Raw genomic sequence first — 13158 nt, forward strand, 5'->3', positions numbered from 1 at the left:
GCCTGTTGAGGGCAGGAGTCGATCGCTAGGCTGGCCGCGGACGACGAAACGGGAGGAGCACGGACGTGGCCGAGAGCACCATCCAGCAGCAGCCGCTCGCGAGCTGGGACAAGCCCGAGCTGGATCTCAGCAACGCCGAGTGGCAGTCCAGCAGTCGAGGCCTGGGGGATGTACAGATCGCCTTTGTCGAGGGGTTCATCGCGATGCGCAACAGCGACCGCCCACAGAGCCCTTCCCTGATCTTCACCCCCGCGGAGTGGGGCGCGTTCGTGTCGGGAGCGCGGGAGGGGGAGTTCGACCTCACGTGAGGTGCCGACCGGCTGCGGACTCCGGTTCGACCTGAGAGACCGGCGGGTGCCTGTTTCCCACCGGTTTCCGGACACGCGCCTTTGTGCGCCCTCCCGGGCCGCCACCTGAGCGAGGCTGGCCCCACAGGAGGAAGGTCGTCTTCCGGAGGTGAGGAACCATGAGCACCCTGCCTGTCGTCGTGGCGGTCGACGGTTCACGCGACAGCCTGCGTGCCCTGGACTGGGCCGTCGACACCGCACGCGGGCGCGCGGGATCACTGCGGGTGGTCCACGTGAGGCAGTACCACACCTGGACCCCCAGCGCCCCCGTCGTCGTGCCCCCGGACCCGGAGGCCGACTGGGTGCTCGCCGCGGCACGGGCCCACCTCGAAGGTCTGCCCGGCATGCCCCCGACGGAGTACGCCGGGCTCGACGGCGCCGTCGGTCCCGTGCTGGCCGCGCAAGGGCAGTTCGCCCGGCTCCTGGTGCTCGGCTCCCGGGGCCGCGGCGGATTCGCCAGCCTGCTGCTCGGCTCCAACGGCCTCGCGGCCGCGCGGGACGCCGAGTGTCCGGTCGTGGTGGTGCCGCGGCCCGGGCGAAAGGTCGAAGGGGCGCCGGAGACGGAGCCCGGGCCCCGGGTGGTCGTGGGCCTCAAGGTGGACGGCCCCGACGACGCCACGCTCGACTTCGCCTTCACCGAGGCCGCGCTGCGCGACGCCCGCCTCCAGGTCGTCGCCGCCTACCCCTGGCCCGTACAGGCCTGGGCGGCCCCCGACGACATGGTCCAGCCGGTGATCGCCCAGGACACCGTCGAGAGCGAGACCCGGACCCTCGCCGAGGGCCTTCTCGCCCCGTACCGCGAGCGCCACCCCGACGTCCGGGTCGAGCCCTTCCCGGCCCCCGGCGACGCCGCCGGCCACCTCGTCGCCGCCTCCGAAGGCGCCGACCTGGTCGTCGTGGGCCGCCACCGCCGCCGCCTCCTCGCCCCCGCCCGCCTGCTCGGCTCCGTCACCAACGCCGTACTGCTCCACGCGGCAAGCCCGGTGGCGGTCGTGCCGCCGTCGGCTGGGGAGGAGTGAAGGGTGGTGGGGCCGGAGGCTAATGGCCGGCCACCTGCCTATCATTAGCCTCATGCAGGACTCGCTCAGCAGAGACGCTCACCTGGCCCTCGACCTCGCGCTCACCATCCGGCAGGACGGCCATGGCGGGGTCGTCGACGATCTGGCCGAACCGGTGGGCCTCACGGCGTGGGTCCGCGTGCACCCCGACACCGTGGCGGAGCCCGCCGGGTTCGTCGCCGACGAAGCAACCCTCGCGGCCGTCCGTGACGTGCGCGGGGCCGTCCGCGCGCTCTTCGCCCACGCCGTACGCCCCGACGAGCCGAGCCCCGCCGACGCCACCCGGCTCATGCCCGTGCACCAGGCCGTCGAACGCCTCAACGCGGCGGCCGCCCGCACCCCCACCGTCCCCGTCCTGCACTGGGCCGACGGCACCGAACCCGAGACACACCGGCAGGCCGCACAGGGTGCCGGCGAGCTCACCGCGGTGCTCGCACAGGCCGCCATCGCCTTCCTCGCCGGCCCCGACCGCACGCGGCTGCGCGCCTGCCACGCGCCGCGCTGCGTGCGCTACTTCCTCAAGGAGCACCCCCGCCAGGAGTGGTGCCAACCCGCCTGCGGCAACCGCGCCCGCGTGGCCCGCCACCACGAACGGCACAAGAAAGCGGCTTAGGGCCTGTCGTTTGGATCATCCCGGCGTAGCGGGGTCCGCTGCAAGGCACCGCGTCTTACAGCCGGCCTGATCCAAACGACAGGCCCTAGGCCGGCACCGGCCCAGCGGCATGCGGCGGACAGGGGGCGCCCGCACGACGTCGACGTCCTTCGGGCACGTACCATGGGCGGCATGTCGTTCCTCCGCCGCCGTAGCGCAACGCCCGCCGGGCCCGACTTCGACGTACTGGCCATGGACCCGGGCGACTGGCCCGGCAATCTCGGCGCCGGTCTGCTCCCCGCGCCCGACGGCACCTGCCAGGGTGTGTTCCTGCGTTACGACCTGTTCGGCGGCCGCGGCCCGGCGATGATCATCGGCAACCTGCCCGAGGGCTCCCCGGCCCGCGAGGTCGCCGAGGACGAGGTCCCCTTCGAGGTCGCCCAGCTGCTGCTCGCGCTGGAGAACGACGAGGAGGTGACCGTCGTCGGCGCCGAGGACGTGCCGGTGATGCAGGGCGACAACCTCCTGATCGTGCGCCGCCTCAAGCTCTCCGAGGGGCGTATCTCCTGCGTCCAGTTCGACCGCAGCGACAACGTGCTGGTCACCATCGCCGCCTGGGACCGCCCCATCACCGACGACCTGTACGCCCTGCTGAAGCCGCTGCCCGCGGAGCTGTTCCAGCAGGGCTGACCGGTCGGCGGCCGGCTCAGGAGATCGACAGCCGCACGTCCGCGGCCCGGACGAACGCCACCCGGTGGCCGAACTGGATCTCGTAGTACAGGTCCTTGCCGACCACGACCGGGTGCGGATCCGTGGCGAAGGTGACCGCGTAGTAGTACTCGCCCGGCACCTTGTCACCGACGACGTACTGTTGCCCCTTCGCCAGGGTGTACGGCAGCGGTGACACGGGCTGGACCGGCACGTCCGCCGGGTAGGCCGCCGCCTCCGGATAGGCCCGCCCGTACACCGGGACGCTGTCCAGGCCGGCCTTCGGCGTGACGACCAGCCCTGCCGACTCCACGGCGGTCGGCTGCTTCCTCGGGTTCCTGAACCAGGCCTTCTGCCCCAGGTACCAGATCGCGGTCCAGTCCCCCCACCGGTCGGCGACCGCGTACCGCTGACCGGTGGAGACCCGCGAGGAGAGGTCGTTCACACCCGTGGTCGGGTCCGTGCCGAGACCGACGTCCTTGATCAGGGCGGAGTTCTCGTCGTGGTCCGAGTACAGCCGCACCTCGCTGGAACCGTGCGGCGCGCACGGCTCGCCCTTGGCGTCGCACCCCGTGTACACGGGCCGGTTGGCGGCGTAGTCCGGCAGGACCGTCACCAGACCCCCGCCCTTGACCCTGGTCCACTCGAACGGGTGGCCCAGCAGCTCGAAGTAGTGCCGCCAGTCCCAGTACGGGCCCGGGTCGGTGTGCATGCCGGGCACCGCCGCGGTGGTCGGCCCCGGCACCGTGTCGTGGCCCAGGATGTGCTGCCGGTCCAGCGGCACGCCGTACTTCGCGGCGAGGTACCTCACCAGGCGCGCCGAGGACCGGTACATCGCCTCCGTGTACCAGGCGTCCGGATCCGCCAGGAAACCCTCGTGCTCCAGGCCGATCGACTTCGCGTTGACGTACCAGTTGCCCGCGTGCCAGGCCACGTCCTTGGCCTTCACGTGCTGGGCGATGTGGCCGTCGGTGGAGCGCAGCGTGTACTGCCACGACACGTAGGTAGGGTCCTGGACCAGGTCCAGGACACCCTCCCAGCCGCCCTCGGTGTCATGGACGACGATGTACTTGATGCTCTGCGCCTTCGGCCGGTCGCCCAGGTCGTGGTTGCCGTAGTCGTGGTCGCCGAACTCCTCGTACGGAGCCGGGATCCACTCGCAGGAGACGGTCGAGGGGCACTCGGTGCCGTCGGCGGACGCCGAGCGCAGCCCCGCCCGCCCCAACCGGGCGGTGTCGGGCGCCAGGCCGGGGCGGGCCGCCAGCGCGACGCGTTGCCCCTCGCTCGTGGTGCGTGCCTCGCCGGTGCGCAGGACGTCGTACACGTCGTTCGCGTACGTCGCGGCCGTCGCGCGGTCGTCCGCGCCGGAGAAGCGGGCCACCGCTCCGTACCAGTCCGCCGGGTCCGCGCTCAGCGGCTCGCCCAGTTGCTTCTGCGCGGCGGCCAGCAGGGCGGCCCCGCCGGCGATGTTGGCGGCCTCGTCGGTCCGCAGCTCGGCGGCGGGGACACCGGTCAGCTCGGCCGCCCTCGGCAGCGTCTTCAGACGGGCGGGCAGTTCGGTGTACTCCGGCACCTTCGCGTCGGAGTGGAGCGGGGAACGGGCCTGGTCGCCGCGGGCGTCCTCCGTGCCCTCGCTGTGGTGCGGGGCCGTGGCCAGCGCGGTGCGGGCGTCGGTCAGGTGCATCGGGCCGTAGCCGCCGGTCACGCTCGGCGCACCGCCGTGCGCCTCCCAACGGGACTGGAGATAGGAGACGGCCAGCAGGACGCTCTGCGGTACGTGGTACTCGGCGGCCGCCGCGGCGAACGCCCGTTGCAGCCGGTCGCCGGAGGGCTCCGGCGCGCCGCCCGCCGGGGCCGCTCCGAGCAGGGGCAGCAGCAGGGCCGCGGACGCCACCACTGCGGCGGCTCCGCGTGTATGTCTGAGGTGGGGGACGGATCCTCGCATGACAGCCTCCAGGGCCGATGGAGCGTGGGGGGCGTGCGGGGCCGAGCGGTGGGTCAGTGGTACCGGGGTACCGGTCGGCCGACGATCCGTCAATGATGCCCAGGAGCATGGGCTTTCCCTCGATGGACACACGAAAGCCCGCGGTGCGCCCTCCAGGCGCACCGCGGGCCGTCGTCCCCTCAGCGAGTGCCGACCGCCGCACGGACGGCCCGGCGGGCCATCTGGCAGTCGTCGTGCAGCCGCCTCAGCAGCAGCCGCTGTTCCTCGCCGGACGGCGCGGCACCCGGATGGGCCACTCCCGGTGCCGTCGGGGTCGTGTCGTGCATCGAACGCTGCACGGCCGTCTCGTACGTACGGATCTCCCGGGTCAGTACGAGCATCAGGTTGACCAGGAAGGCGTCACGGGACGCGGGTCCCGCCGACTGGGCGATCTGGCTGATCTGCCGCCGCGCCACGGGGGCGTCAGCGAGCACCGACCACAGGGTGGCGAGATCGTAACCCGGCAGGTACCAGCCCGCGTGCTCCCAGTCCACCAGCACTGGACCGGCCGGTGACAGAAGGATGTTCGACAACAGTGCGTCGCCGTGGCAGAACTGGCCCATGCCCTGCCGGCCCGCGGTGGTCGCGATGCCGTGCAGCAGCTTCTGGAGGTCGCCCATGTCGCGGTCGGTCAGCAGCCCCAGCTCGTGGAAGCGGGCGATGCGGGCCGCGTAGTCCAGCGGGGCGTCGAAGGTGCCCGCCGGCGGCCGCCAGGCGTTCAGCCGGCAGATCGCGCCGAGCGCCGCCCGGATGTCGGCGCGCGGCGGGGCCTCCGCCGGATGCCGGTGCAGCGCTGCCACCCGTCCAGGCATCCGCTCGATCACCAGGGTGCAGTTGTCCGGGTCCGCCGCGATCAGTCTCGGCACACGCACCGGAGGGCGGTGCCGGACGAACGTGCGGTATGCCGCTATCTCGTGGCGGATCCGCTCGGACCACACGGGGGAGTGGTCCAGTAAACACTTCGCCACTGCCGTACTGCGCCCTGTCGTGCCGACCAGGAGCACGGAGCGTCCGCTGCGGCGCAGCACCTGGACCGGGGCGAACTCCGGGCAGATCCGGTGCACCGACGCGATCGACGTGCGCAGCTGGGCGCCCTGAGGGCCGGACAGGTCGAGTCTGCCGCTGAGCGGTTGCGTGCCGACCCCCGCGGGCCGCCGGGCCCGGCCCGCGCCGAGCACGGGAGCCGCCGGGCGGGCGGGGTCGAGGTAGGGGCCGCTGCCCGCCGGGCGGGGGCGCAGCGACCGGGGTGGGGCGGACACGGAGGACGATGCTGCGTACATGGGGGAGACAGATCCCTTCGTGTGCCTGCGACGTCAATGCGCTGCCCGACCCGGACGCCCGGGTGCACCCTGGGGAATGCACCCGCCGTAGCAAGAAGGCGACCGGGTCGAGGTGGCGCGTTCCTACCTGACACCCGATGACCAGTGGCACACCATCTGGCGCACCCTGGCGAACCCTGGCGAATAGTCGCCCGGCAACTCGCACCGGGCTACTGTCAACTCAGCCGAGAACCTGGGGGCTTACGTGAGCGGACAACCCAACACCCGGCTCTCGGACCTGTTCGGCCTGGCCGGCTGGTCCAAGGGCGAACTCGCGAGGCTGGTCAACAAGCAGGCGGCGGCCATGGGCCACCCGCAGCTCGCGACCGACACCTCCCGGGTGCGGCGGTGGATCGACACGGGAGAGATCCCGCGCGATCCGGTGCCGCGGGTGCTGGCGGCTCTGTTCACGGAGCGTCTCGGCCGTGTCGTGACCATCGAGGACCTCGGTCTGGTCCGGCACGGGCGTGCGGGGAAACGGCAGGGCGACGGGAGCGACGAGCATCCCGACGATGTGCCGTGGGCGCCCGAGCGGACTGCCGCGGTCCTCACCGAATTCACGGGAATGGACCTCATGCTCAACCGACGCGGCTTGGTGGGCGCGGGTGCCGCGCTCGCCGCCGGATCCGCACTCAGCAGCGCCATGTACGACTGGCTGCACACCGATCCGACTCTCTCCGCCGACGCTCCCGTCATCGACCACACTCCGAACGCCGAACCGGCAGGGTTCGACCGCTACGAAGCCGCCCCCATCGGGACCGAGGAGGTCGACGAGCTCGAACGCTCGGTCGAGGTGTTCCGGGCCTGGGACGCGGCCCGCGGCGGCGGGCTCCAGCGCAAGGCCGTCGTGGGACAGCTCAACGAGGTGGGAGGCATGCTCGCCTACCACCACCCGGCCCATCTCCAGCGGCGCCTGTGGGGCGTCGCCGCCAACCTCGCCGTCCTGGCGGGCTGGATGTCGCACGACGTCGGCCTGGAACCCACGGCGCAGAAGTACTTCGTCATCGCCGCCCATGCCGCGAGAGAGGGCGGGGACCGGCCCCGCGCCGGGGAGGCCCTGTCCCGGGCCGCCCGCCAGATGGTGCACCTGGGCCGGCCCGACGACGCGCTGGACCTGATGAAGCTCGCCCAGTCCGGCTCCGGTGAGCAGGTACTGCCGCGCACCAGGGCGATGTTCCACACCATCGAGGCCTGGGCACAGGCGTCGATGGGCAAGGGCCAGGCGATGCGCCGCACCCTCGGGCAGGCGGAGGACCTGTTCGTCTCCGACAAGAGCGACGTGCCCCCGCCCAGCTGGATGCAGCTGTTCAACGAGGCAGACCTGTACGGCATGCAGGCTCTCGCCTATCGCACGCTCGCGGAGTTCGAGCCGGGCGCGGCCGTCCACGCCCAGCACTACGCGGACAAGGCGCTGGCCCTGCGGATCGACGCGCAGGGGCGGTCGAAGATCTTCGACTTCCTGTCCATGGCCTCCGCCTGCTTCATTGCCGACGACCCCGAACAGGCGGACCGGTTCGCACGCCTCGCCCTGATGTCGATGGGGCAGAACTCCTCCCGGCGCACCTGGGACCGGCTGCGCCAGATGTACCGGCTCACCGCGGAGTACGCCGGCTACCCGAGGATCAAGGAACTGCGGGAGGAGATCAGGCTGGCCCTGCCCAAGCCGCGCAGCGGCAAGGGGGGCAGCGCACCGGCGTAGGGGGCCTGTGTGCCCCTGGTTCTATGAAGTCACCCTGGCGACCAGCACACAGGCGTCGTCCTCGCGCTCGGTCTCGCCGAACTCCTCCACGACCATCCGCAGGCAGTCCTGTGCGGTGTGGGCCCCGGCGAAGTCCGGGGCCAGGTCGAGGAGGCGGTCCACGGCCGGGGCACCACCGGGCACCAGCCCCTCGGTGTGCAGCAGGAGCAGGTCGCCCGCCTCCAGGGTCTCCTCGGCCTGCCCGTAGGCGGCTGTCGAGGTGGCACCGAGCAGGACGCCGTCGGGCGCGTTCAGCCTGCGCCCCGTTCCGTCGCGGTACAGCAGCGGGACGGGGTGTCCGGCCTGCGCCCACACCAGGGTGCGGTTCTCCGGCCGGTAGCGGCAGCAGACGGCGCTGCCGAGGGCCGGCTGGACGGTGGCGTCCAATAACTGGTTGAGCAGGGTCATCAGTTGACCCGGCCGGGTGCCGGCCATCGCCATGCCGCGCAGGGCGCCCAGCAGCATCGCCATGTTCGAGGTGACGGCGGGGCCGTGCCCGGTGAGGTCGCCGACGGTGAGGAGCGTCTCGCCGTCGGACAGCTCCAGCGCGTCGTACCAGTCGCCGCCGATCAGCGCGCTCGTCGAGGCCGGCAGATAGCGGCCGGCCAGGTCGAGGGCCTCGGGGCCCTGGTGCGGGAGCCGCAGGGAGCCACGCCACGGCGGCAGCACGGCTTCCTGCAACTCGACCGCGAGCCGGTGCTCGGTCTGCGCGCGGTGCCGGTGGCGCTGGAGCGAGTCACGGGTCTCGCTCACCGTCCGCTGGCTGCGGCGCAGCTCGCTCACGTCCCGCAGCACCGCCCACATCGCGGCGGTGCTGCCGTCGGTGTCGAGCACCGGTTCGCCCATCATGTGCACGGTCCGGACCTCACCGCCCGGGCGCACGATCCGGAACTCCCCGTCGATCGGCTTGGCGTCGACGAGGCAGTCGGTGACCATCGCGGTCAGCCGGGGCCGGTCCTCCTCGAGGACGACGGAGGGCAGTTCGTCGAGGGTGAGCGGGGGAGCGTCCGGGGCACGGCCCAGGATGCGGTACAGCTCACCCGACCAACTGGCCTCGTCCGTGAGCAAGTTCCACTCCGCGCTGCCGACCCGGCTGAGCAGCGAGTCCTCGGCGGGCGCGTCCGGGACGGCACGCGTGGCGGTCGACGTCTCGGCGACCGCGGGGGCCGGGCCGTCCTTCAGCTGCGCCAAGTGCTCGTCAAGATCGTTGAGTTGGTGCAGCGCCAAGTCGTACAGCGCGCGCTGCCAGCGTCCCTGCGGGTCCGATCCGTCGCCCTGCGCGTCCCGTCGTACGGCGTCCACGTCGCCCTTGAGCCGCCGCGTCTGCGATATCAGCGCTTCGACCGAGCCGCCTCCCGGCGGCTGGGCGGCTGGGCGGTCCGCAGACAGATGGGACGGCATGACGCACTCCGATGGGGGGACGGTACGGCCAGGACTGTGACGGAAGGACCGTTACGACTGTTGCACAGCCCGCGACGCCGTGTAAGGGATTTGGCAACACACGATACGGTGGTGCTTCTGGCATATGCCACCGTCTTCACGGACTGGTTGTGCGGTGTGTTTGGAGTACGTCGTCGGATGGGTCAAGTCGTAGGCAGCGTACGCCACTTGACGGGCCCGCGAGGTGCGTCGGTCGACGCTCATCCGGGTGTTCGACGGGCGCGTGTTCGGTGGTGGAAATCCGGGGTGAATCTTTACCCGCCGGGTGTACGTGAAGGGCCCCCGCGAAGTCGTAACAACATGACGATGGAGACCACCCTCGCGCAGTCCGTCCGCGGCCGTCTGATCACGGCGGAGGAGCAGGAGCTTCCCGTGCGCGCCGCCTTCCGCTACAGCTCCGCCGACCCGCTGGCCGTGCACGTCGACTTCCCGCCCACGGCCTCCCTCGACGGCACCGCCGTCACCTGGACCTTCGCCCGCGTCCTCCTGGAGGAGGGGCTGAGCGCTCCGGCCGGCGGCGGGGACGTACGGCTCCGGCCGTGCGGACACGCCCGTACGATCATGGAGTTCCACTCGCCGTACGGGCTGGCGCTGGTCGAGTTCGACACGCCGGACCTGGACCGCTTCCTGCTGCGCAGCCACGCCGTGGTGGAAGCCGGGCAGGAGGACGTGGGCGAGGCCGTCGAGCGCGGCCTGAGCAGCCTGTTCGACGGCGTCTGAGCGCGCGGGCCGCGTGGCGGTCCGTTCAGAAGCGCAGCACGCCCGCGATCCCGTGCGCCTCGCCGAGTGCGCCGTCCGGGACGAAGCGCACCTGTGCGCCCTTGTCCAGGCACTGCTCGACGATCTCGTCCACGATGTCCTCGCGGGCGTCGAGGTCGCCGCTCTCGGCCGGGACGAGGTGGTCTCCGTCGTCGCGCACCGTCACGCGGTAGTTCTCCTCGACCGCGAGCAGCCGCACCCGGCCCTCCCGGGCGCTGCGCCAGACCTCGTCGACCCCGGCCGCGAACGCGCGGTGTCCGCGCGCCGACTCCAGGACCCGTGCCACGGACGCGGTGTCCCGGCGGGCCTCCGCGTCGTGCCGCGGACGCACCGCCTGCCACACGGCCTCCGCGGATCCGTGGGCGAGGCCGCCGTGCCGGACGTGGACCGCGTCCTTGGTGACGGTGCCGATCTCGTCGAGCAGGGACAGGGCCGCCTGCTCACCGGTGATGTACAGCGGCCGCGGGTCCTCCCGCAGGACGCGGCTCATCACCGCGTCCGCGTCGCGCAGGAAGTGGCGGGTGTCCTCGTCGCGGAAGGTGCTCGGCATGTCGCCGATCCGCTCCTGGCGCTCGGCGTCGAAGTTCTCACGGGTCCTGGTCAGCGGGAACCCGCCGGAGTGGTCCTCGGTGACCCGGTCGACCCCGCCGCTCCACAGCGTGACGCGGTCGGCGGAGACCGACAGCACCCAGAAGGGCCGCTCGGCGGCCTGCGCGGAGACCAGGTTGCGGGTCAGGAAGGTGTCCGAGAGCACGACGCGTTCGGGTACGGGCCGCGCGAGGGACCACACCTGGTGCTCGCCCGGTGCGGCGAAGATCACCAGACCGTCCTCGGCGTGCGTGAGATCGACCTCGGCGAGAGCTCGGTCCAGTTCCTGGGCGACGGCGGCACGCCGCTCCCGGGTGACCCCGGGGTCGGCCTCCAGCTGTTTCTTCGCCTCGGCCACCACGTTGCGCAGCCGGACCGGATCCTGGGCGGTGTCGGGATCGCGGCGGTGGGTCGGCGTCAGCACCGACACCGCGGGATAGGCGCGCCGACGGCGCAGCTCGGTGAGTGTCGCGGGACTGAGTGCGTGCTCCATATACAGCACGATATGACCGAATCGCCCGCGGGGCATGCGGTGCAAGATTCACACATAAGCGGACGGTCGTGCGCCGGATCCATCGCGCTCGCCAGGCACTTTGAACTTCTTTGGACACGCCGGGTTTACATATGTTCGACCTGCCGTGCGGATTGTCTTGCTATGGTCTTACTCGTTGGCAGCACGCCGAACGGGGGGACGCGTGGAGCCGGCTGATTCTGTCGCCGCGTTTCACGGGTGGGTCGTCGAGACGGACGGTCCGGCAAGGGAGCCGGACCGGCCGCGGATTCTGCAGCGTCGCAGCACGTGGCTCTCGAACTCCAGTTTCCTCGCTCACGATCCAGACAGGTGAGACTCGTCCGATGGCTCAGACCCTGGTCGATTTACTGACCGCGCACGCCTCGCAGCAGCCCGACCGGACCGCCTACCGTTACCTCGTCACGGGCGACAGTGACGGAGAGGTCCAGGAGATCACGTACGGGGGTCTCGCCCGCCGCTCCCGGGCCGTCGCCGCCTGGTTGCAGGACAACGGCCTGGCCGGTTCCCGCGCCATGCTGCTCCACCCGCCCGGCCTCGAGTTCATCCGTGCCTACCTGGGCTGTCTCTCCGCCGGTGTGATCGCCGTACCCGGCGTGCCCCCGCAGGGCCGCTCGCAGAACCACCGCGCCCTGACCCGCATGAAGCGACTGATCGCCGACGCGGACGCCAAGGTCATCCTCGGCGGACGCGAGGTGATCGCCGCTCTCGGCACCATGGCGGAACACCTGCCCGAACTCGCCGAGATACGCTGCGTGGCCACCGAGGACATACCCGACGACGCGGCCGACGCCTGGCGAGAACCCGACCTCGGCGCCGACTCGGTCGCCTTCCTCCAGTACACCTCCGGCTCCACCTCCGCCCCACGCGGCGTGATGGTCACCCACGGCAACCTCGTGGACAACGAGCGGGTCATCGCCGAGCGGATGGGCCACACCCCGGACGCGATCGCCCGGCACGACCACGAACTGTTCGTCAGCTGGCTGCCCGTCTACCACGACATGGGCCTCATCGGGCCGGTCCTCAACACCGTCTACCTCGGCGCCACCACCACGCTCTTCTCGCCCCTGCACTTCCTGCAGCGCCCCGACCGCTGGCTCACCGCCGTCAGCCGCTACCGCCCGCACACCAGCGGCGCCCCCAACTTCGCGTACGAGCTCTGCCTGAAGCACGCCACGCCCGAACTCCTCGACGGTCTCGACCTGAGCAGCTGGCAGGTCGCCTTCAACGGCGCCGAACCGGTGCGCGCGGCCACCCTGCGCCGGTTCGCCGAGACCTTCGGGAAGGCCGGCTTCCGCCGCGAGGCCCTCTACCCGTGCTACGGCCTGGCCGAGGCCACCCTCATGGTCACCGGCGGCACCGTGGACACCCCGCCGGTCCTCCTCGACACCGACACCGAAGGGGCCACGTCGCAGGCCGAACCCACGGACGCGGCCGCGGTCGGCTGCGGCCGTCCCGGCCCGGGCGTGACGGTCGTGATCGCCGACCCGGAGCGGCAGGTGGAGCTGCCCGAGGGCGAGGTCGGCGAGATCTGGGTCGGCGGCGCGAGTGTCGCCAAGGGCTACTGGCGCAACACCCTCGCCACCCGCGAGACCTTCCGCGCCACCCTGCCGGGCCACGAGGGCCGCTTCCTGCGCACCGGTGACCTCGGATTCCTGCGCGACGGCGAGCTGTTCGTCACCGGCCGCCTGAAGGACCTGATGGTCATCGACGGACGCAACCACTACCCGCAGGACCTCGAACTGTCCGCCGAGATGTCCCACCCCGCGCTGCGCCCCGGCTGCACCGCCGCGTTCTCCGTCGACAGCGGGGTGACGGGCGAACAGCCCGTTCTCGTCGCCGAGGTCGCCCCGGAGGCGGCCGACGAGTCGGAGAAGATCACCGACCTCGTCCGCGGCGCGATCGGCGACGCCCACGGCCTGTCCGTGAGGGATGTCGTGCTGGTCCACCCCGGCACCATCCCCAAGACGTCCAGCGGCAAGATCCAGCGCCGCGCCTCCCGGACGGCCTACCTCGACGGCACCCTCTCCCTGATCGGCGCACCCGCCCGGAGATGACACCGCTCGCCGTCGGCGCGCCCGCTCGCGCCGACGGCG

Annotated in this window: 11 protein-coding genes; 7 read left to right on the forward strand and 4 right to left on the reverse strand. The window is 72.0% G+C overall.

The window, feature by feature from the left end; genetic code table 11:
* Positions 1–65 precede the first annotated feature (65 nt).
* From ACGFNV_RS34425 to ACGFNV_RS34440, 4 genes are all read left to right on the forward strand, one after another.
* Positions 66–308 (forward strand): DUF397 domain-containing protein, encoded by a 243-nt coding sequence (locus ACGFNV_RS34425; protein WP_393627953.1) that lies wholly within the window; start codon positions 66–68, stop codon positions 306–308.
* Positions 309–466: 158 nt separating this feature from the next.
* Positions 467–1366: a universal stress protein gene (locus ACGFNV_RS34430; RefSeq protein ID WP_393627955.1), complete on the forward strand. Its 900-nt coding sequence runs from the start codon at positions 467–469 to the stop codon at positions 1364–1366.
* Positions 1367–1418: 52 nt separating this feature from the next.
* Positions 1419–2018: a CGNR zinc finger domain-containing protein gene (locus ACGFNV_RS34435; protein ID WP_393627957.1), complete on the forward strand. Its 600-nt coding sequence runs from the start codon at positions 1419–1421 to the stop codon at positions 2016–2018.
* Positions 2019–2189: 171 nt separating this feature from the next.
* On the forward strand, positions 2190–2687 hold the full coding sequence (locus ACGFNV_RS34440; RefSeq protein ID WP_133931641.1) for a hypothetical protein: 498 nt from the start codon (positions 2190–2192) through the stop codon (positions 2685–2687).
* A gap of 16 nt (positions 2688–2703) precedes the next feature.
* On the opposite strand, the gene ACGFNV_RS34445 is transcribed toward ACGFNV_RS34440, so the two are convergent.
* Both ACGFNV_RS34445 and ACGFNV_RS34450 read right to left on the reverse strand, forming a co-directional pair.
* Positions 2704–4650: an N-acetylmuramoyl-L-alanine amidase gene (locus ACGFNV_RS34445; RefSeq protein ID WP_393627959.1), complete on the reverse strand. Its 1947-nt coding sequence runs from the start codon at positions 4648–4650 to the stop codon at positions 2704–2706.
* Positions 4651–4829: 179 nt separating this feature from the next.
* The gene (locus ACGFNV_RS34450) at positions 4830–5969 is read right to left on the reverse strand and encodes an aminoglycoside phosphotransferase family protein (protein ID WP_393627961.1); all 1140 of its coding nucleotides are present in this window, start codon (positions 5967–5969) and stop codon (positions 4830–4832) included.
* 244 nt (positions 5970–6213) lie between these two features.
* Between ACGFNV_RS34450 and ACGFNV_RS34455 the strand changes: the two genes are divergently transcribed.
* A complete protein-coding gene (locus ACGFNV_RS34455; RefSeq protein ID WP_393627962.1) occupies positions 6214–7707 on the forward strand; it encodes a hypothetical protein in 1494 nt (497 codons plus the stop codon).
* Between the two features lie 21 nt (positions 7708–7728).
* Here ACGFNV_RS34455 and ACGFNV_RS34460 read toward each other — a convergent pair whose 3' ends face one another.
* On the reverse strand, positions 7729–9147 hold the full coding sequence (locus tag ACGFNV_RS34460; protein WP_393627964.1) for a PP2C family protein-serine/threonine phosphatase: 1419 nt from the start codon (positions 9145–9147) through the stop codon (positions 7729–7731).
* Positions 9148–9492: 345 nt separating this feature from the next.
* On the opposite strand from ACGFNV_RS34460, the gene ACGFNV_RS34465 reads away from it, so the two are divergent.
* Positions 9493–9906, forward strand: coding sequence for an SsgA family sporulation/cell division regulator (locus ACGFNV_RS34465; protein WP_393627966.1), 414 nt, complete (start codon positions 9493–9495; stop codon positions 9904–9906).
* Between the two features lie 25 nt (positions 9907–9931).
* Here the strand turns inward: ACGFNV_RS34465 and ACGFNV_RS34470 are convergent, their stop codons facing one another.
* The gene (locus ACGFNV_RS34470; protein ID WP_393627968.1) at positions 9932–11026 is read right to left on the reverse strand and encodes a chemotaxis protein; all 1095 of its coding nucleotides are present in this window, start codon (positions 11024–11026) and stop codon (positions 9932–9934) included.
* A 362-nt stretch (positions 11027–11388) separates the two neighbouring features.
* On the opposite strand from ACGFNV_RS34470, the gene ACGFNV_RS34475 reads away from it, so the two are divergent.
* On the forward strand, positions 11389–13119 hold the full coding sequence (locus tag ACGFNV_RS34475) for a fatty acyl-AMP ligase (RefSeq protein ID WP_393627969.1): 1731 nt from the start codon (positions 11389–11391) through the stop codon (positions 13117–13119).
* Positions 13120–13158: the final 39 nt, after the last annotated feature.

This window comes from Streptomyces sp. NPDC048751 (genome assembly GCF_043198595.1).
GTDB lineage: Bacteria > Actinomycetota > Actinomycetes > Streptomycetales > Streptomycetaceae > Streptomyces.

What these genes read in the sequence shown, in the direction of transcription:
- ACGFNV_RS34450 (WP_393627961.1), bottom strand. Translation starts at nt 5,969, where the DNA reads ATGTACGCAGCATCGTCCTCCGTGTCCGCCCCACCCCGGTCGCTGCGC.
- ACGFNV_RS34440 (WP_133931641.1), top strand. Translation starts at nt 2,190, where the DNA reads ATGTCGTTCCTCCGCCGCCGTAGCGCAACGCCCGCCGGGCCCGACTTC.
- ACGFNV_RS34475 (WP_393627969.1), top strand. Translation starts at nt 11,389, where the DNA reads ATGGCTCAGACCCTGGTCGATTTACTGACCGCGCACGCCTCGCAGCAG.
- ACGFNV_RS34445 (WP_393627959.1), bottom strand. Translation starts at nt 4,650, where the DNA reads ATGCGAGGATCCGTCCCCCACCTCAGACATACACGCGGAGCCGCCGCA.
- ACGFNV_RS34430 (WP_393627955.1), top strand. Translation starts at nt 467, where the DNA reads ATGAGCACCCTGCCTGTCGTCGTGGCGGTCGACGGTTCACGCGACAGC.
- ACGFNV_RS34460 (WP_393627964.1), bottom strand. Translation starts at nt 9,147, where the DNA reads ATGCCGTCCCATCTGTCTGCGGACCGCCCAGCCGCCCAGCCGCCGGGA.
- ACGFNV_RS34435 (WP_393627957.1), top strand. Translation starts at nt 1,419, where the DNA reads ATGCAGGACTCGCTCAGCAGAGACGCTCACCTGGCCCTCGACCTCGCG.
- ACGFNV_RS34470 (WP_393627968.1), bottom strand. Translation starts at nt 11,026, where the DNA reads ATGGAGCACGCACTCAGTCCCGCGACACTCACCGAGCTGCGCCGTCGG.
- ACGFNV_RS34465 (WP_393627966.1), top strand. Translation starts at nt 9,493, where the DNA reads ATGGAGACCACCCTCGCGCAGTCCGTCCGCGGCCGTCTGATCACGGCG.